We start from the raw sequence: 18,211 nt of genomic DNA, 5'->3' as shown, positions 1-18,211 counted from the left end.
GTCTTGAATGGCTACAGGCACGTCCCTCGACGAACCTGCGGTCGTTCCTCGGCTTCGATGAACACCGCGAGGCCGTCCAGGACCCGTGCGAGGCCGAACTCGAACTCGTCCAGCAGCCGCTCGAAGCCGCCCGTGTTCCAGATGTGCGTCATCATCGGCAGCCGGTCCGGCGTGAAGTGCTCCCAGAGCGACTCCCGGCCGTTCCACCAGTCCTCCTCGGACACGCCGGTCTCCCGTTCGGCCTGCACGCGGTCCGCCATCGTCCGGCCGACGCCGTCGACGAACTGGGCGACCGCCGTCACGACCGCGACGATCTCCTCCGACCGCAGGCCGAGCTCGGAGACGGCCACGTAGGCGGCGTCCTGACGGGTCATGGCGTGCGGGCCGGGCATCCGCCGCGAGGTCGTCAGCTGGAGCATCCACGGGTGCGCGCGGTACATCGCCCACATCTGCCGCGCGAAGAAGTCGAGCCCGTCGCGCCACGGCCCCTTCGGCGTGCTCTCGGTCTCGCCCCACACCGCGTCGACCATGAGGTCGAGCAGCTCGGACTTGCCGGGCACGTGCCGGTACAGCGACATGGTGGTGAAGCCCAGGGTCTCGGCGACCCGGCGCATGGTGAGCGCGTCGACGCCCTCGGCGTCCGCCACCTTGATGGCCGCCTCGACCACCCGCGACTGGCTCAGCGCCGCCTTCGGTCCCCTGGTCGGTTCGGCCGGCGGCTCCCACAACAGCCGCACGCTCCGGTTCCGATCGCTCTTCACCCAGCCCCCTCTTCACAACTCGCTTGCATGTGAATCCTAGAACCGTGTACAACGTACACTCTGCTTACTTAGTACACAGTTAGGTCACGGGGGTGAAGTCGTGGGACACGCGGTGCTCGCGGAAGGCCTGCGGAAGATGTTCGACAAGAAAGCGGCGCTGGACGGGTTCGACCTCGCCGTACCCGCCGGAACGGTGTGCGGGCTGCTCGGCCCGAACGGAGCGGGCAAGACGACGGCGGTGCGCATCCTGGCCACGTTGCTGCGCCTGGACGGCGGCCGCGCCGAGGTGGCGGGCTTCGACGTGGCGCGAGAGGCGCCCCAGGTGCGGCGCCAGGTGGCGTTGAACGGCCAGCAGTCCACCGTGGACGACGTGCTGACCGGCAAGGAGAACCTGGTGATGTGGGGGCGGCTCTACCACCTCTCCAAGCGCCAGGCCGAAGCCAGGGCGGACGAGCTGCTGGAGCAGTTCGGGCTCACCGACGCGGCGGGCAAACGCGCCAAGCAGTACTCGGGCGGCATGCGGCGGCGCCTGGACCTGGCGTCGAGCTTCATCCAACGGCCGTCGGTGCTGTTCCTGGACGAGCCGACGACCGGTCTCGACCCGCGCAACCGCGGCGAGGTGTGGCGGGAGGTGAAGCGGGTCGTCGCGGAGGGGACGACGGTGCTGCTGACGACGCAGTACCTGGACGAGGCCGACCAGCTCGCGGACCAGATCGTCGTGATGGACACCGGCCGGGTGGCCGCGCAGGGCACGCCGGACCAGCTCAAGTCCAAGCTCGGCGGCGACCGGATCGAGGTCGTGGTCCGCACGGCCGACGAGCTGCCGGTCGTGCGGGACGTGCTCGGGCCGGACGCCGAGGTCGACCCGGACGGCTTCCGGGTGAGCGCGGCCGTGGCCGACCGGGTGGCGGCGCTGACGCGGGTGACGTCCGCGCTGGCGGCTCGCGGCGTGGAAGCGGAGGACATCGCGTTGCGGCGGCCCACGCTGGACGAGGTCTTCCTCGCCATCACCGGGCACAAGGCGGAGGTGCGGGCGTGAACGCGATCAAGTACGCGGCGGTCGACTCGTGGATCGTCGCCAAGCGGGACCTGATCCACTGGCTGCGCGAGCCGGTCAGGGTGTTCGCGAACCTGGCCTACCCGATCATCTCGGTGCTGATCTTCGGGTTGGTGTTCGGCAGCGCGATGAACGTGTTCGGCGGCGGCGACTACATCGAGTTCCTGCTGCCCGGCATGTTCGGCCAGACCATCGCGTTCGGCGTCGGCACCACGATGATGATGGTGTCGATGGACGCCGACCGGGGCGTGACGGACCGGTTCCGCGCCTCGCCGATGTCGCAGACCGGCGTGGTGGCCGGGCGCAGCATCGCCGACCTGGTCAACTCCTCGCTGGAGCTGCTGGTGCTGGCGTTGTGCGGGCTGGTGATGGGCTGGGCGTTCCACGACGGGCTGCTCAACGCGCTGGTGGCGTTCGCGCTGTTCCTCTGGCTGCGGTTCGCGCTGGTGTGGATCGGCATCTACCTCGGCCTGCTGGTGAAGCCGGAAGCGGCGCAGGCGTCGTGGATGTTCCTGTTCCCGCTGACGATGTTCGCGAACACGTTCGTCTCGCCGGAGCTGATGCCGGGCTGGCTGCGGGTGGTGTCGGAGTGGAACCCGCTGTCGTCCACCGTGGCGGCGGCACGTGAGCTGTTCGGCAACCCCGGCGTCGGCGGCGACTCCTGGGCCGCGCAGCACTCGCTGCTACTGGCTGTGCTGTGGCCTGCGGTGTTCGTGGCGATCTTCTGGCCGCTGTCCGTGCTGAAGTACCGCGACCTCAGCCGCTAGGAAGTCGTTCCGGAACTGGTCGGCGAGCCACCGCGCGAGCAGCCGCCGCCAGTTCCGGACCCTGGCCAGCATCTCCGGCTTGAGCGCCCGGTCCTCCTCCCACTGCCGCCAGTCCTCGCTCGCGAGCCAGCCGATGCAGCCGGCGATGCGGTGCACGCGCAACAGGTTCAGGTCGGGCGTGTGCCCGTAGCCGGTCCAGAACGCTTGGGGCAAAACGGTTCCGTGCAGGTAGAGGTGCTCCTCGAACGCCGCCAGCTCGTCGAGCGGGTTGCCCTGGCCCGGGTTGTCCCAGTCGATCAGCGTCGCCTCGGCGTCGCCGACGATGATGTTGTAGAGGTTCACGTCGTTGTGCAGCAGGCCGATCCGGTGGATCTTCCGGAACGCCAGGCCGATGCTCAGCCAGACCTCGTCGGACACCGGCAGCGCGTCGGCGAGCGTCCGGCCCTCGACGTACTCGACCAGCACGTCACCGCGGCCGTTGTGCGCGAGGACCTCCGGAGCGCCGGGCACCACGAACTTCGGCAGGTCGCGCGCGACCTTCGGCTGGCGCAGCACGGCCTTGCGGCCGTCGGCCAGCGTCACGAGGTGCAGGACGTTGGTGAGGCCCTCTCCTTCCAGGGGTTCGACGCGAACAGCGGTCTGCAGCAACGGGAACAAACACCCACCTCCGTTGACGTTCTCCCCGCCCTGGTGGACGGGGACTCCCTCCGCGCTGCGCTTGGAACGCCCAGCGCCCAGGTGGATTACCGCTTCCCGGCGCGCTGCCGGCACTGGTGCCGGTCTTACGTGCGCTCCACGGTCGTTTAGGCTCTCCGCCCGTCCGGCGGCGAGCACGTTGATGGCGGCATTCACATCCCGGTCGTGGATTGCTCCGCAGCAGCAGTTCCAGGACCGGACCGTCAACGCCATCTTGTCGTTGACGTGGCCACAAGCGGAGCACATCCGCGTGGACGGGTAGTACCGGTCCACTCGTGCGAAGGTGCGCCCGCACCGGGCGGCTTTGTACTCCAGCATGGCGGTGAAGCTGGCCCACCCCGCGTCGTGGACGCTCTTGGCCAGTCGGGTGCGACCGAGACCGACGACGCACAGGTCCTCGACGTACACCGCTTGGTTGTCGCGGATGATCGCCGTGGACAGCTTGTGTTGCCAGTCCCGCCGGGTATCGGCCACTCGGGCGTGTGCCCGGGCGACCTTGACGACGGCCTTCTTGCGATTGTTCGACCCCTTGACCTTGCGGCTCAAGGACTTCTGAAGTCGGCGCAGCTTGCGGGCTGCCCGGCGCAGAAACTTCGGCGCGGCCACTTTCGTGCCGTCTGAAAGCACCGCGAAATGGGTCAGCCCCAGGTCGATGCCGACCTCCGAGCCAGCATCGGTCAGCGGCTGGCCGACGGTCTGTACGACGAACGAGGCGAAATACCGCCCAGCCGCGTCTTTCACGATCGTGACCGAACTGGGCTCGGCAGGCAAGTCGCGCGACCAGCGCACGTCCAGATCGCCGATCTTCGGCAAGCGCAGCCGTCCGCTGCCCAGCACCTTGAACCGGGCATTGGCGGTGAACCGGATCGTCTGCCGGTTGTCCTTGCGGGACCGGAACCGCGGCGGCGCCACCTTCCGGCCCTTGCGCTTGCCTGAGGTCGAGGCGAAGAAGTTGCGGTATGCGGTGTTCAGATCCGCCAAAGCCTGCTGCAACACCACCGCCGAGACTTCTCCGAGCCATGCCCGCTCGGGCCGCGACTTGGCCAGGGTGATGACCTGCTTGGACAGCTCGCCGTCCGAGATGCGGGGCAAACCCTGCTCCCGTGCGGTCAGTCGCGCTCGCAGCCCATCGTTGAACACCACCCGCGCACACCCGAACGCCATGGCCAGGCAGGTCTGCTGACCCGGCGTCGGATAAACACGGTAGTTGTACCGAAGCTGCACACCGGCACCGTACCAACGGTTTAGGGCCGAACCAGACGGCATGTGCACAGGCGCAAGGAGTTCGCCGAGGCCCACCTCCGGTAGCAACGGTGTAACACATGACACTTCGCACAGATAAGGACCCTCGGGGGATGCATTCGGCGGCGAAGTACGCATGGAGGCATACCGATGGTTCAACGTCCTCGGCGCATGGCGCTGGTTTCGGTCGTAGCGCTGGTGCTACCACTCACCGTGACCGTTCCGGCACTCGCTGATCCCAACAACAACTCCCCTGCCAAACTCACCAAAGCCGTGACGCTCAACGGCGTGCTGCGGCACCTCGACGCCTTCCAGTCCATCGCGAACGCCAACGGCGACCGCGCGGCCGGACGTCCTGGATACCAGGCCTCGGTGAACTACGTGGTGTCGCGACTGAACGCGGCCGGCTACTCGCCGAGCGTGCAGGCCTTCGACTTCCCGTACGTGGAGGACAACTCGCGGCTCGACCGTCTCGCGCCGGTCCCGCGCGTGTTCCAGCGGGACACCGACTTCAACCGCAACGGCTTCGTCCCGACGGCCGAAGGTGACGTCACGGGCGTCATCCAGCCCGTCGACGTGATCGTGCCACCCGCGCCCGTGCCCAACACCAGTTCCAGCGGCTGCGAGGCCGCCGACTTCGCCGGGTTCGTCCCCGGCCGGGTCGCCATGATGCAGCGCGGCACGTGCGGGTTCAACGTGAAAGCGCTGAACGCCCAGGCCGCGGGCGCGTCGGCGGTGATCCTGTTCAACGAGGGCCAGCCCGGCCGCACCGGCCTGGTCACGCCGATCGGTGACACGCCGGGTCTCGCGATTCCCGTGGTGTTCGCGACCTACGCCGCCGCCGAGGAGCTCATCGTGCTCACGCCGGGCGCCACGGTCCGGGTGAAGGTCGACTTCACCGAGGAGACGCGGACGGCCTGGAACGTGTTCGCCGAGTCCAGCGCGGGCAACGCGAACAACGTCGTCATGGCGGGCGCGCACCTGGACAGCGTCCAGGACGGGCCTGGCATCAACGACAACGGCAGCGGCTCCGCGGCGTTGCTGGAGACCGCGATCCAGATGAGCCAGGTCAAGACGAACGCCAAGGTCCGCTTCGCTTGGTGGGGCGCGGAGGAGGAAGGTCTGCTCGGGTCCGAGCACTACGTCGCCACGCTGCCGCAGACCGACCAGGACAAGATCGCGCTGTACCTGAACTTCGACATGGTCGGCTCGCCGAACCACTTCTACGGCATCTACGACGGTGACGACTCGAGCGGCACCGCCCCGGTGCCGATCCCGCCGGGGTCGGCGCAGATCGAGGACGTCTTCGAGAAGTTCTACGCCGGCCGAGGACTTCCGTCCGAGGACACCGACTTCTCCGGACGTTCGGACTACGGCCCGTTCATCGCCGTCAACATCCCTGCGGGTGGCCTGTTCACCGGCGCCGAGGACGTGAAGACCGCCGCGCAGGCCGCCCGGTACGGCGGAACCGCGGGTGTCGCGTTCGACCCGTGCTACCACCAGCCGTGCGACAACAGGACGAACCTGAACCTGACCGCACTGGACGTCAACGCCGACGCGATCGCCACCGCGGTGATCACGTTCGCCTTCGACACCTCGACGGTGAACAACGTGCGCGCGCCCGGCAAGTCGCACGGGCGCGCACCGCTGGGTGCTACTTCCTAACCGGCCCAGAGGTCGCACCGGTGATCCACCGGTGCGACCTGCTCGGTCGCGAAGAGCCGGACGTCCTGGCGTGACCAGCCGGGATGTCCGGTCCGCGCGAACCGGGTCCACGCCCGCACCATCTCCTCGGAGAGCTTCTGCTGCTTCCCGGCGAGCTCGACACCGGCGTACCGCAGGAGGAACGGCAGCTCCGAGCCGTGGTAGGCGCCGTACGGGAAGTCCGGCATGCCCGGGAAGATCATCGGCGGCTCGGGTTCGGCGAACTCGTAGCCGAACGCGTGCGTCTGCGCGCGCAGCTCGGCGGTGGGGCAGGCCGAGGTCATGGCCGAGAGCGCCGCGGAGAGCGGCACCCGTTCGTCGCCACCGCGCGGCGGATAGGCGACCAGGATCCGCTTCGCCAAGGCCCCGCCGAAGCCTTCGACCAGCGCCTGCTCGTACCCGGCGGCGTCCAGCGGTGGGTAGAACATCGCGGCGAACACCGAGAACTCGTCGCGTGCGGTGCCCGCGAGCACCGGGATCCGGTGGAAGCGGCCTTCGCGCAGTGCCGTGATCGGGTTCTCCGGCAGGGCTTCCGTGCCGTACGCGGGCGACGAGAACTGCGGTGTGAGCGCTTTGACCTGCTCGACCGTGAGCCGGCGCAGGCACGCGATGTCCGCACAGCCCGATGCCTGGGCTCCGGCCCGTTCGACGTCTTCGCGCTTGACCCAAGTGTGCTGGACGTTGTTCTCGCCTGCCGGGACACCGAACTGGCACGGTCCACTTTGGATGATCGCCCGGTGGAACAGGCCGCGGGTCTTCGGCGAGGTCAGCTGTGCGCACGCCGACAGCCCGCCCGCCGACGCCCCGAACAGCGTGACGTTGTGCGGGTTGCCGCCGAACTGCCGGATGTTGCGCCGCACCCAGCCGAGCGCGGCCTGCTGGTCGCGCAGGCCGAACGCGCCCGATCCGTCGAGGCCGGGGAAGCCGAAGTACCCGAAGGCGCCGAGCCGGTAGTTGATGGTGACGACGACGGATCCGTTGCGCACCAACTGGTCCACGCCGTAGTCGGAGCCGGCGCCGCTGGTGAAACTGCCGCCGTGGATCCAGACCAGGACCGGCCGGTTCGCGGCTTTCGGCGGCGCGGTGACGTTGAGGTACAGGCAGTCTTCGTCGGTCTCGCAACGAGGACCGGGCTTGTCTGCCTTGAGGACGCCCTGCCAGGGCTTCGCGGGCTGTGGATCGCGCCAGCGGTTCTCGCCGGTCGGCGGCGCGGCGAACGGGATGCCCTGGAACGAGCGCTGGGCGTCGATGGTGGTTCCCGACACGAATCCGGTGTCGGTGCGAATGGTGTCGCCTGCGGCTCGCGCCGGGGCCGTGAAAGTGGTTGCGGCGAGCGCCGCTGCGAAGATGATGGTTGTTGATCGCATGTACCGATCAACTTAGCGGCGCCCGCAAACGCTTTAGACCCCGGGATTGGGGGCCACAGCCCTGTTGCGGGACAACAACCGTGCCGCTACTGCCGCCGGCACGTACATCAGCACTCCGTAGACAGCGGCCGGGATCGCCATCGTCTCGTCGTTCAGCACCGTCAACGCCAGCGTGATCGCGATCGTGGCGTTGTGGATCCCGATCTCCATCGCGGACGCGATCGCCTGCTTGCGCTCGACGTTGAACGCCTTGGGCACGTAGTAGCCGATCAGCAGGCTGAAGATGCTCAGCAACAGCGCCACCGGGCCGAGCGTCGCGATGTTGTCGATCAGCTGCTGGTAGGCCTGGGCGATCGCCGCGATGATGACCAGCACCAGCACCACCACCGACGCGATCCGCACCGGGTCGTTCATCTTGAGCGCCCACGCCTCGAACTTGCGGCGCACCAGCATGCCGATCGCCACCGGCACCAGCACGATCGCGAAGACCTGCACGAACTTCGCCGGCTGCAACCCGACCTCGGCGCTGTCCGCCATGAAGTGCGCCATGCTCAGCCCGACCACCAGCGGCAACGTGAAGACCGCGAGCACCGAGTTGATCGCGGTGAGCGTGATGTTGAGCGCCACGTCCCCGCCCGCGAGGTGGCTGAAGAGGTTCGCCGACGTGCCGCCCGGCGACGCGACCAGCAGCATCATGCCGACCGCCAGCACGCCCTTGAGCCCGAACGCGAGCACCAGCCCGAGGCAGATCGCCGGCAGGACGACCACCTGGCAGACGAGCGCGATGACCGCGGCCTTGGGGTACTTCGCGACCCTGGCGAAGTCCTCCGTGGTGAGGGTGAGGCCGAGACCGAACATCACCAAGGCCAGCGCCAGTGGCAGGAAGATCTGTACGACGAGCACGGCGGCCTCCGCGATTGTCCAGCTTGTGCAGTTTGATCTGTTCGGAAGATCCTGGCGTTACGCCCCGGCTGATGGAATCGGCCAGGTGGCGGCACCATCCCCTGGATCCGTGATAGTTCTGCAGAAAACCTTCTGGGGGCAGATGATGAAGACCGCGGTGGTGACCGGGGCGACCGGCAAGCAGGGCGGGGCGGTCGTGCGGCACCTCGTCGAGGCCGGCTGGAACGTCCGCGCGCTGACCCGCGACCCGTCGGCGCAGGTCACCGGCGCTGCCGTGGTCGTAGCCGATCAGGACTCCCCGGACTCGCTCAAGCGCGCGTTCTCCGGTGCCGACGCGGTGTTCAGCGTTCAGCCCGCGCCGCACGACCCCCGATCCCCGCAGGGCTACTCCCCCGCCGTGGAGACCCGATGGGGCCGCAACGTCGCCGACGCCGCCCTGGCCGCGGACGTCCCACATCTCGTGTACGCCTCACTGGTGGCCTCGACGTCCCAGTCCGGCGTCGCGTCGTTCGACAGCAAGTGGGAGGTGGAGCAGCACATCGCGGACATCGGCCTGCCCACGACGGTGTTGCGGCCGACGACGTTCATGGACGGCCTCCACTCACCCGGCATGACTCGGCTGACCCACCTGCTGCACCCGGCGGTCCGGTACCACCTGATCGCGGTGGACGACATCGGCGCCATCGCCGCCCAGGTCTTCGCCGACCCCGCCCGGTTCGCCGGCTCGTCGCTGACCCTGGCCGGCGACCTGCTGACGCCGCTGGAGATCGCCGGGCTGATCGGCGTGCCGTACGAGCAGATCCAGGTTGACGACCCGGAACTGCGCAAGGTGTTCGCCGACCGCGCGGAACCGCCCGTCGACGTCGAGGCCCTGCGCGCCCTGCATCCCGGCCTGCGCACCTTCGCCGCGTTCCTGTCCGAGGCACACTGACCACCGTGCAGATCGGCGTCTTCACCGCAGGCGACCTCGCCCCGAACGAGATCGCCGACCTGGCCGTCGCCGCCGAGCAGGCGGGCTTCGACGTCTTCGCGGTGGGCGAGCACCACAACCCGCCCTACAACTCGTCCTCCCCCACCACCCTGCTCGCACACATCGCGGCGAGGACGACCCGGCTGCGACTCTCCACCGCCACCACGCTGATCACCACGAACGACCCGGCCCGCATCGCCGCCGAGTACGCCACACTCGACCTCCTGGCCCCTGACCGAACAGACCTCGTGCTCGGCCGCGGCAACACGGCGAAGGTGTTCGGCTGGTTCGGCAAGGAGATCGAGTACGGCCTGCCTCTCACGATCGAGCACTACGAAACCCTCAGAACGCTGTGGCCTTCAAGGCCCTACGTCTGGCACGCCTGCACGCGCTCGCCCGAGATCGCGGACCTCGCGGCGGAGCACGATGACGGCCTGTTCGTGTTCGCCGGCCAGACCGGCCACGTCGCCCGGTACCGCGAGCAGGCCGCGAACCCGAGGCTCGGCGTGCTGGCCACCGAGGACACCCTCGACGACGCCCTGCGCCTGCACCCCGACCGGTTGCTGATCCACGTCAGGAGCCTCGATCACCTCCGCCAGATCACCAGCGCGACCACCAGGACCAGCACACCGATCGCCACCGCCGACCCGAGCACCCACAGGCCGTAGACCGCGAACGCCACGAATTCCGACCCGATGGCGGCGACCGAAGTGACCGTCGCACGGGCATCGGACTCGATCCGGTGCTGGAGCTCGGTTTCCACGTGCACCAGCACGAACCGGTACAGGCCGTAGAACAGTCCCAACAGGACGATCGCCGGCGGAACCGCCAGCCACGCGGCCACGATCAGCAGCGTGCCCGAGGCGAACAGCACCCAGCCGCGGAACGGCAGTCGTCCACCCAGTGAGGCACCGGCCGCACCCATCAGCGGCACGCCTATCGTCGCCAGCGGTACCCACACCGTGGGGACGTCCCAGTCCTGGGCCAGCAGCGTGAAGTACTCCTCGAACGCGTCGAGCGCGTACACCAGAGCCACTGCCAGCACGGCACGTTTGATCGGGATCGACGCGCGCAGGCCGGCCTTCAACGTCGCGAAGTAGCCAGGCTCCTCGTCGTCCTCGGAGTCGCGTTCAGGTTCGGGGAACCGGAGCGCGATCACGGACGACCCGAGGCACATCGCAACGGACATCCAGCCCGCCAACTCGTAGCCACCGAAGGAGAACAGCGCGGTGGCGACGACCGCGACCGGCACCTGGGCGATCAGCTCGATGGTGTCGACCCTGGCGTTGAGCCGTCCGTACTGGTCCTCGTCACCGTTGGCCGCCAGCCCGTCGTACAGCAGGGCTTCGAACGCACCAGAGGTGAGCGTTCCGCCAAGGCCCCACAGCACGAAACCGGCCGCGAAACCCCAGAACGACGGGAACAGCACCCAGGCCGCGTACCCGGTGGCCTGAAGCGCACCGGCGACCACCAGAGAGCCGCGCCGCGAGAACCGGTCGGCGAGCGCACCGGACGGCACCTCGAAGACCACCGCGGTCAGTGACCAGATGGCGAGCAGCACCGAGATCTGGGCGTCGGACAGCCCGCTGTCGGCGAAGAGCAACGCGTACAGCGCGTAGATCGGGATGAGGTGCGAACACCACGCCCACGCCGTCGCTGTTCTGGATAGATCAGTTGAAGATCAATGTCGTCGTCGCATGGCCCAAGAGTAAGCCGCCAGCGCCACCGATTAAATGGCGCTGACGGCTCGTGGTCACTCAGGAACCAGCGGTGACTTCTAGAAACCAGCGGTGATCTTCGTGAACGCGAGCTCGGACTGCCCGATGCCCGAGCAGTTCGCGGCCACCTGACCGTCGCAGCCGCCGCGGTCGCGGTTGACCGACCAGAAGGCCAGTCGCCCGAGGCCGTTGGACTTCGACCAGTCGCGGATCGCGGTCCAGTCGTCGACCGTGGTCAGCTCGCGCTGGTCGGACAGGCCGTTCATGCCCGAGATGCCCACGTGCTTGAACGCCTCGGCGTCGCTCCAGCCGAAGGTCGACTTGAGCTTGTTCTTCAGCCCGGTGGCCGCGCCGATGGTGTCGGTGCGGATGTTCGAGCTGCCGAAGTCGAACGGCATGATCGTGAACACGTCGATGTTCGCGTTCAGCGCCTTGGCCTGGTCGATCAGCCGGTTGCCGTAGAAGTTCGGTCCGGTGGTCGAGGTGCCGAAGGTGACGATCGTCTGGATGCCGGGGTTGTTCTGCTTGACGATCCGCAGGGCGGTGATGATCCGGTCCTGCACGACGGTGTTCTCGAACTCGTCGGAGTTCTCGATGTCGATGTCGATCGCCTTCAACCCGTAGGCGTTGATGACCTGCTGGTAAGCGCCGGCCAGTGCCTCGGGGGTGGAGCAGTTCGGGCCCAGCTTGTTGCCGCTCCAGCCGCCGAACGACGGCACGATGTCGCCACCGGCCGCGCGGATGGCGTTGATCGTCTGCTGGTCGGCACCACCGGTCAGCGCGCGCTGACCGTCCCACGCCGGGGTGCACCCGCCGCTGGACAGCACGAACGCGAGCGTGAACCACTTGACGCCGGTCTGGCTCATGACGTCCGTCGCACTCTGCGGGTTGCCCCAGCCCAGGTACAGGTAGGGCGCGCCGCGGCCGGTGCCGGGCAACGGCGGGTTCGACGTGGTCGTCGTCGTGGTGGTCGTCGTCGTGGTGGTTGTGGTCGTGGTCGGGTTGCCATTGCCGTCGCACGACGCACCGTTGATCTTGCAGTTCGACGGGGTGCCACCGGAACCGCGGACGGTGAAGCCGAAGCTCGTGCTGCCACCGACCGGCACGTTGCCGTTCCAGGTGTTGCGGACAGTGATGTTCTGCCCGTTGGCGGCGTACGAACCGTCCCAAAGCGACGCGATCGACTGCCCGCTCGGCAGCGTGAACTCGACGGTCCACGACGTGAGCGCGGACCCGCCGCTGTTGGAGATCGTGTACTTGGCCTCGTAGCCGCTGCCCCAGTCCGACGTCCTGGTGAACGCCGCCGTCACGCCGGTCGCGCCACTCGCGGGAGCGGCGACGACGCCTCCGACCACCGCGGCCACAGCCAGGCCGATGGTCAGGAACTGCCAGCGGAACTTCTTCATGGTGCTCCATTCACGTGCAGGGGGAACGTGATGCGGAGCACGTTAACTGGTCTGGACCAATGGTTCAAGGGTGTGAACACTCCTGATCGGATGCGGTCGTGGAACCGCTCTCTTAGGCTCCAACCCGATGAATGCCCAAGAAATCGCGCAGCTCATGGCCGCCGCGCCCACGAATCCGGACATCCAGCTCACCCAGACCGGATACCGCCTGGAACTGGCCGAAACCTGGCAGATCCCCTCCGGCGCGACGGTGCTGGAGATCGGCTGCGGGCAGGGCGACATGACCGCCGTCCTCGCCGACCTCGTGGGTCCGAACGGGACGGTCGTCGGCGTCGACGTCGCGCCGCCGGACTACGGCGCACCGGTCACCGTCGGCGAGTCCGCGCGCCACCTGCTCGCCGGACCGCTCGGCTCCCGCATCGACATGCGCTACGAGACGGACGTGCTGACCGACGACGTCGGAACCGGTTACGACCTCGTCGTGCTCGCCCACTGCTCCTGGTACTTCGCGTCCGGCGACCTGCTCGAACGCACCCTGGCCAAGGCCCGCGACCTGGGCTCCCGCCTCTGCTTCGCCGAGTGGGACCCGCAGCCGGCGCGCCCGGACCAGATCCCGCACCTGCTGGCCGTGCTGGCGCAGGACCGCATGGGCGAGACCGGCGGCAACATCCGCGCCCCGCTCACCCGCGCCACCCTGCTCGCCGCGCTCGACCGCGCCGGCTGGCAGGTCGACCAGGTGGTCGACGTGGACACCAGTGCGTTGCAGGACGCGGACTGGGAGATCCAGATCGCGCTGGCGGAGGCGCCGGAGGGACTGGCGAAGGAGCTGCTCCGCCAGATCAGGCTCCGCAGCGGAAACGTGCCGCTACCCGCGTACTCCCTGACGGCGCGCTAGACGCGTTCCGAGTCGCGATCCGAGTCGCGTTCCTCCAGCAGCTGCAACAAGGCGTACGTGGTCTGCCGTTGCTCCTCCACCAGCTTCGTCAGCCACGATCCGAAGTAGAGGAACCCGCCGACCCCGATCAGCCCGACCCCGAGGATCCCGCCCGAGACCACGTAAGGGATCTGCTCGAACACGTACCCGGTGTGCGCGACACCCCACCAGGCGAAGAGGATCGCCGCGATGCCCGCCGTCATGAGCATCGTGCCGATCAGACCGAGCCCGCTGCGCATCCGCGCCCGACGCCTGTCCTGCATGGTCATGGGTTCACCCGTTGCGCAGGTCTGGGACACCGGTGGGGTGTCCGGAGGGACAAGGAGCGCCGCCCAGCAGGAACGTGCCGAACGACTTCATGCCGAACGCGCCCGCCGCGGCCACGCCGAGCCCGGTGAGCACCAGAAGTGCCGGTACGCCGGGGAAGTCGAGCAACGAGCGGGGTTTGGCGCGGGCCGAGGCGACCGGCGTCACGGCCCGGGGTGGCGCGACTCCGGCCACCGGCGGTGAGTCAGGCGAAGGTGCCTGTGCGCCGTCAGCCGGTGGTGGTGGGACGAGAGGTGCTTGCGGCGCAGGAACATCCGGCGGGGTCAACGGTGCGGAGGCGGAGGCGTTCGCGACCGCCTCGGTGTCGCCGACGATGATCTCCATCTTGCGCAACGGGTTGAGCAGCGGCACCAGTTCCTTGGGCAGCAACGGCGCCACGATGCCGTCCAGGATCCCGCCGAGGCCGAGCTTGGTCCGCAACGCCAGCACGTCGACGGTGAGCTTGAGGCCGCGGCTGGTGGAGGTCGCCGCCGTGCCTTCGAGTTTCGTGGCCGCCGATGGCCAGGTCAGTGTGATTCCCAGCGGTTCCAACGCCTTCAGCAACCCGTCCGGTGGCGCGCCCGGTGCCGTGACCGGGAACTTCTGTTTGAGCACGGTGAACTCCGCGACCGAGAACGTGCTCGTGCCACTCCCCTTGCTGCCGTCGCTGACCGCGACGGACTCGAAGCGGACTCCGGACAGCACGACCAGACCGGCGAGCAACGTGATCGTTTGCGCGGACGAGACCGCGGCAGAACGCGCTTCGGTGCCGGACACCGAACTCACGCTGGTCGACGCCAGTCCGTCGGCGGTGAGCAGGAACGGCACCTCCTGCTTCGCGCCCGCGTAGGACTCGGCCTTCGAGGCGGAGGCACCGGCCCGCATGCCCGACTTCGACTCGTCGGCGGGGCCGCCGGGGTGCGCCGCGTTGGCCTGCACCGGATAGGCGAACCCGAGCAGCTGCGGCAACCCCGTGCCCACGGCCGCGCCCGGCCACAGCGAGCTGGCCACCGACCTGCCGATCGGGCCCGATCCCAGTTCGGTCTGCGTGTACGACAGGTGCACCTCGCCCTGCGGTTCCGCGGGCACCGGCAGCAGGTCGGTGGTCAGCAGCACGGACACGGGCGTCGCGCGGGCGGACAGCGTGAACCCGCCGATGTCGGCGGCCCGCGCGGGTGCCGGGGACAGCAGCAGGAGCAGCAGAACGAGCGCGTACCTCACGATGTCCCTCCGAAGTAGACGGTGGCCAGGTCGTTGTCGGAAGAGATCTCGCCGTGCGTCATCACGACGACCTGATCAGCGACCGCGGAGGCCGTCTCGGCGAACTGCTCGACGATCAGCATCGTGACCCCGCTGGACGCGAGCTCCCCCACCACCTCGTACAGCTCGGCGACGATCACCGGCGCGAGTCCCATGGACAGCTCGTCGATCACCAGCACGGCCGGGTCGGTGATCAACGCGCGGGCGAACGCGAGCATCTGCTGCTCACCGCCGGACATCGAGCCCGCGAGCTGCCGCTGCCGCGCCTTCAGCTTGGGAAACCGCTCGTAGACCACAGCCGGATCGCCCCGCATCAGCCGCAGGTTCTCCGCCACGGTGAGGTTCGGGAAGATCGCCCGGCCTTCCGGGATCGTGCACAGCCCCGCGCGCGCCAGCTCGTCCGGCGCCGCGTCGTTGACGTGCACTCCGCCGAGGTGCACGTGTCCGGACGTGGCCCGCAACTGTCCACTGAGGACCTTGACCAGGGTCGACTTGCCGGCGCCGTTCGGGCCCAGCAACGCGGTGACCGTGCCGCGCGGCACGGTCAGCGACACCCCGCGCAGCACCTCGATCCGGCCGTACCCGGCGTGGACGTCCGTCAGATCGATCATCCGAGATACGCCTCCCGGACTCCCTCGTGCGCGCGGATCTCGGACGGCGTGCCCGACGTCAGCAGGCTGCCCAGGTTCAGCACGTGCACGCGGTCGCAGTAGCTCATCACCAGGTCCATGTCGTGCTCCACGAGAACGACGGCCCGCCCCTCCCCCACCAGTTCCCGCAGCAACTCACCGAACGCGTCGGTCTCGGCGCGGTCCAGCCCGGACGACGGCTCGTCGAGCAGCAGCAGGCAGGGATCGGTGGCCAGCGCGCGGGCCAGTTCCAGCAGCCGCGCGGCGCCGGTCGGCACGGTGTCGGCCTGGTTCGAGGCGAACTCCGCGATCCCGACCCGTTCCAGCAGCCCCGACGCCAGCCGGGAGGGCCTGCGCCGGCTTTCCAGCGCCACCACGACGTTCTCCCACACGGTCAGCGACCCGAACACCTCGAGCCGCTGGAACGTCCGCGCCACCCCGAGCCGCGACCGCTGGTGCGGTCCCCTCGCGGTGATGTCCTCCTCGTCCAGCAACACCCGGCCGGACGTCGGCTTGCGCAACCCGCTGATCACGTCGAACAACGTCGTCTTGCCCGCGCCGTTGGGCCCGATGAGCCCGGTGACGCCGGGAGTGACCTTCAGCGTCACGTCGTTGACCGCGACCACCTCGCCGAAGCGCACGGTCACGCCCTCCACCCGCAACGTGCTCATGCGCGCCGCCAGGTCCAGGCCCGGAACAACCAGCTGACCAGCCCGTTGGGGTCACGCGCGAGCCCGGCCGCCGCGACGCCGAGCAGCACCACCGCCACGCCCGCAAACGTCGGGAAACCGCTCTGCAGCACCGGAAGCAGCATCAGCAGCACCCCGCCGAGCAGCGCACCCGACACCGACGTCACGCCGGCGATCACCGCGAACAGCAGCAGCGGCAGGTTGTTGAACAGCTGGAAGTCGCTCGCCGCCACGGTTTCCCGCAGCTGCGCGAAGAGCCCGCCCGCCAGCCCGGCGATCGCGGCCGACAGCGAGAACACCCAGACCCGGATCCAGCGAACGTTCATCCCGAGCGTCGCGCACGCCGCCGAGCTGTCCTTGACCGCGATCATCCGGCGTCCGAGCCGTCCCCGCCGCACCGCCAGCACCCCGATCCCGACCAGCGCGAACACCGCGGCGGCCAGCAACAGCTGCGCGGTCGCGGACTCCACCAGCCTGGGCACCTGCAGACTGCCCCGCACCCCGAACGCGATCGGCGACTGGAGCACGAGCTTGTCCATCAGCTGCGCGAACCCCAGCGTCGCCAACGCCAGGTACAGCCCGCTGACCCGCAACGCGATCAACGCGATCAGCGCGCCGACCGCGGCCGCGACCACCGCACCGAGCAGCAACGTGAAAACCGAGGTCGACCCGAGGCGCGCCACCGTCACCGCGCCCACGCCGACGAACGTGAACTGCCCGAGCGACACCACCCCGCCGTACCCGGTGAGCAGCACCATCGACAGCAGCACGATCCCGAACACCAGCGCCAGCGCGAGCTGCCCGGCCACCACCGAGTCCACCAGCAGCGCCAGCACGACGACCACGCCGGCGAACAGCCCCGTGCCCACACCCGTCGTCAGCGCGTTCGGCACCGCCGGCCCACGTGATCCCCGCACACCACCGATCCGCAACGGCGACTGCGGCATCGCGAGCAGCACGACGAACAGCAGCAACGCCGGAATCGCCGCCCGGAACGCGATCCAGGCCGGCGACGACGGCAGGTACGCCACCGCGTAGGACTGCACCAGCCCGAGCCCCAGCGCACCCACGAACGTCCACGGCAGACTCCGCAACCGCCCGACCAGCGCCGCGGTGTACGCGGTGATCACGAGCAGCGTCATCGTCACGTAGTCGAGCTGCACCACCGGTGTCAGCAGAATGCCGCCCAACGCGGCCAACGCCGACCCGATCGCCCAGCTCATCGCCGACAGCCGCTGCGGCCGCGTCCCGTAGAGGGCGGCCAACTCGGGTGCGTCCACGCAGGCCCGCATCGCGAGCCCGGTGCGCGTCCGGTTCAGCAGCACGTACAACCCGCCCGCCACCAGCACCGCGCAGGCCAGCGTGACCAGGTCGTGCCCGCTGACGAACGACTGTCCGATGTGGACGCCCAGCTGGTCGAGGAACGGCCGCACCGGCCGTGCCTGCGGCGGCCAGATCACCTGCGCCACCCCGATCAACCCGACCAGCACCCCCACCCCGGCGACGAGCGTGATCCCGACCGGCGCGCCCGCGAGCCGGCGCATCACGAACCGTTCGATCACCAGCCCGAACAGCGGCGCGCACCCGCCGACCACGATCAGCAACGCGAGCCACTGCGGCAGCCCGCGGTTCTCGGCCAGCTCCCAGTAGAGGAACGCCATGACCATGCCGATCGCGCCGTGCCCGACGTTGAACACCTTGGAGGTGCTGTAGGTCAGCACGAGCCCGCCCGCGACGACGGCGTACGCGCCGCCGGTGACGAGGCCGAAGATCGTGTAGGCGAGGAGGGCGGTCATGCGCCG

Annotated in this window: 17 protein-coding genes; 6 read left to right on the top strand and 11 right to left on the bottom strand. The window is 69.1% G+C overall.

The genetic code is table 11. The features are described from left to right. Positions 1 to 11 precede the first annotated feature (11 nt). Positions 12 to 761 (bottom strand): TetR/AcrR family transcriptional regulator, encoded by a 750-nt coding sequence (locus SK803_RS00955; RefSeq protein WP_319963757.1) that lies wholly within the window; start codon positions 759 to 761, stop codon positions 12 to 14. Positions 762 to 897: 136 nt separating this feature from the next. Between SK803_RS00955 and SK803_RS00950 the strand changes: the two genes are divergently transcribed. Together SK803_RS00950 and SK803_RS00945 are read left to right on the top strand one after the other, a co-directional pair. Further along, entirely contained in the window at positions 898 to 1,800 is a 903-nt protein-coding gene (locus SK803_RS00950; protein WP_406601466.1) for an ATP-binding cassette domain-containing protein, read from the top strand. Further along, complete coding sequence (locus SK803_RS00945; RefSeq protein WP_319963755.1) at positions 1,797 to 2,585, top strand: ABC transporter permease; 789 nt, start codon at positions 1,797 to 1,799, stop codon at positions 2,583 to 2,585. Before SK803_RS00950 ends, SK803_RS00945 begins: the two co-directional genes overlap by 4 nt. Here SK803_RS00945 and SK803_RS00940 read toward each other — a convergent pair. Continuing rightward, the gene (locus tag SK803_RS00940; protein WP_319963754.1) at positions 2,502 to 4,505 is read right to left on the bottom strand and encodes an RNA-guided endonuclease TnpB family protein; all 2,004 of its coding nucleotides are present in this window, start codon (positions 4,503 to 4,505) and stop codon (positions 2,502 to 2,504) included. The genes SK803_RS00945 and SK803_RS00940 overlap by 84 nt on opposite strands. Positions 4,506 to 4,673: 168 nt before the next feature. Between SK803_RS00940 and SK803_RS00935 the strand changes: the two genes are divergently transcribed. After that, positions 4,674 to 6,188, top strand: coding sequence for a M28 family peptidase (locus SK803_RS00935; protein ID WP_319963753.1), 1,515 nt, complete (start codon positions 4,674 to 4,676; stop codon positions 6,186 to 6,188). Here SK803_RS00935 and SK803_RS00930 read toward each other — a convergent pair. Next, a complete protein-coding gene (locus tag SK803_RS00930) occupies positions 6,185 to 7,594 on the bottom strand; it encodes a carboxylesterase/lipase family protein (protein WP_319963752.1) in 1,410 nt (469 codons plus the stop codon). The genes SK803_RS00935 and SK803_RS00930 overlap by 4 nt on opposite strands. 33 nt (positions 7,595 to 7,627) lie before the next feature. Further along, complete coding sequence (locus SK803_RS00925; protein ID WP_319963751.1) at positions 7,628 to 8,497, bottom strand: bile acid:sodium symporter family protein; 870 nt, start codon at positions 8,495 to 8,497, stop codon at positions 7,628 to 7,630. Between the two features lie 109 nt (positions 8,498 to 8,606). Between SK803_RS00925 and SK803_RS00920 the strand changes: the two genes are divergently transcribed. Continuing rightward, entirely contained in the window at positions 8,607 to 9,428 is an 822-nt protein-coding gene (locus tag SK803_RS00920; RefSeq protein WP_319963750.1) for an NmrA family NAD(P)-binding protein, read from the top strand. Between the two features lie 5 nt (positions 9,429 to 9,433). Continuing rightward, on the top strand, positions 9,434 to 10,135 hold the full coding sequence (locus tag SK803_RS00915) for an LLM class flavin-dependent oxidoreductase (RefSeq protein WP_319963749.1): 702 nt from the start codon (positions 9,434 to 9,436) through the stop codon (positions 10,133 to 10,135). Here the strand turns inward: SK803_RS00915 and SK803_RS00910 are convergent. Both SK803_RS00910 and SK803_RS00905 read right to left on the bottom strand, forming a co-directional pair. Further along, on the bottom strand, positions 10,054 to 11,070 hold the full coding sequence (locus SK803_RS00910) for an MFS transporter (RefSeq protein WP_319963748.1): 1,017 nt from the start codon (positions 11,068 to 11,070) through the stop codon (positions 10,054 to 10,056). The genes SK803_RS00915 and SK803_RS00910 overlap by 82 nt on opposite strands. A 174-nt stretch (positions 11,071 to 11,244) precedes the next feature. Beyond that, positions 11,245 to 12,591 carry a cellulose binding domain-containing protein gene (locus SK803_RS00905; RefSeq protein ID WP_319963747.1) on the bottom strand — a complete coding sequence of 449 codons (1,347 nt, stop codon included), beginning with the start codon at positions 12,589 to 12,591 and terminating at the stop codon, positions 11,245 to 11,247. Between the two features lie 127 nt (positions 12,592 to 12,718). Here SK803_RS00905 and SK803_RS00900 point away from each other — a divergent pair, with 127 nt between their 5' ends. Continuing rightward, on the top strand, positions 12,719 to 13,486 hold the full coding sequence (locus SK803_RS00900; RefSeq protein ID WP_319963746.1) for a methyltransferase domain-containing protein: 768 nt from the start codon (positions 12,719 to 12,721) through the stop codon (positions 13,484 to 13,486). On the opposite strand, the gene SK803_RS00895 is transcribed toward SK803_RS00900, so the two are convergent. Genes SK803_RS00895 through SK803_RS00875 form a run of 5 tightly spaced genes read right to left on the bottom strand, consistent with a single transcriptional unit; the run spans position 13,483 to position 18,205 of the window. Further along, positions 13,483 to 13,794 carry a hypothetical protein gene (locus SK803_RS00895; protein WP_319963745.1) on the bottom strand — a complete coding sequence of 104 codons (312 nt, stop codon included), beginning with the start codon at positions 13,792 to 13,794 and terminating at the stop codon, positions 13,483 to 13,485. The two genes, SK803_RS00900 and SK803_RS00895, sit on opposite strands and share 4 nt — an antisense overlap. A gap of 4 nt (positions 13,795 to 13,798) precedes the next feature. Beyond that, on the bottom strand, positions 13,799 to 15,052 hold the full coding sequence (locus tag SK803_RS00890; RefSeq protein ID WP_319963744.1) for a choice-of-anchor P family protein: 1,254 nt from the start codon (positions 15,050 to 15,052) through the stop codon (positions 13,799 to 13,801). Beyond that, complete coding sequence (locus SK803_RS00885; protein ID WP_319963743.1) at positions 15,049 to 15,702, bottom strand: ABC transporter ATP-binding protein; 654 nt, start codon at positions 15,700 to 15,702, stop codon at positions 15,049 to 15,051. Before SK803_RS00885 ends, SK803_RS00890 begins: the two co-directional genes overlap by 4 nt. After that, entirely contained in the window at positions 15,699 to 16,391 is a 693-nt protein-coding gene (locus SK803_RS00880; RefSeq protein WP_319963742.1) for an ABC transporter ATP-binding protein, read from the bottom strand. Before SK803_RS00880 ends, SK803_RS00885 begins: the two co-directional genes overlap by 4 nt. Then, complete coding sequence (locus tag SK803_RS00875) at positions 16,388 to 18,205, bottom strand: branched-chain amino acid ABC transporter permease (RefSeq protein WP_319963741.1); 1,818 nt, start codon at positions 18,203 to 18,205, stop codon at positions 16,388 to 16,390. The genes SK803_RS00880 and SK803_RS00875 overlap by 4 nt, the downstream gene beginning before the upstream one ends. Between the last annotated feature and the right edge of the window lie 6 nt (positions 18,206 to 18,211).

The organism is Lentzea miocenica (assembly GCF_033949945.1).
Classification (GTDB): domain Bacteria; phylum Actinomycetota; class Actinomycetes; order Mycobacteriales; family Pseudonocardiaceae; genus Lentzea; species Lentzea miocenica.
Note: the sequence above shows the minus strand (reverse complement) of the source record. Positions and strands in the feature narration are given on the sequence as shown.

Excerpts from the sequence above, each read along its gene's own strand:
- SK803_RS00950 (WP_406601466.1), top strand. The coding sequence starts at position 898 with ATGTTCGACAAGAAAGCGGCGCTGGACGGGTTCGACCTCGCCGTACCC.
- SK803_RS00935 (WP_319963753.1), top strand. The coding sequence starts at position 4,674 with ATGGTTCAACGTCCTCGGCGCATGGCGCTGGTTTCGGTCGTAGCGCTG.
- SK803_RS00930 (WP_319963752.1), bottom strand. The coding sequence starts at position 7,594 with ATGCGATCAACAACCATCATCTTCGCAGCGGCGCTCGCCGCAACCACT.
- SK803_RS00905 (WP_319963747.1), bottom strand. The coding sequence starts at position 12,591 with ATGAAGAAGTTCCGCTGGCAGTTCCTGACCATCGGCCTGGCTGTGGCC.
- SK803_RS00900 (WP_319963746.1), top strand. The coding sequence starts at position 12,719 with ATGAATGCCCAAGAAATCGCGCAGCTCATGGCCGCCGCGCCCACGAAT.
- SK803_RS00895 (WP_319963745.1), bottom strand. The coding sequence starts at position 13,794 with ATGACCATGCAGGACAGGCGTCGGGCGCGGATGCGCAGCGGGCTCGGT.
- SK803_RS00885 (WP_319963743.1), bottom strand. The coding sequence starts at position 15,702 with ATGATCGATCTGACGGACGTCCACGCCGGGTACGGCCGGATCGAGGTG.
- SK803_RS00880 (WP_319963742.1), bottom strand. The coding sequence starts at position 16,391 with ATGAGCACGTTGCGGGTGGAGGGCGTGACCGTGCGCTTCGGCGAGGTG.
- SK803_RS00875 (WP_319963741.1), bottom strand. The coding sequence starts at position 18,205 with ATGACCGCCCTCCTCGCCTACACGATCTTCGGCCTCGTCACCGGCGGC.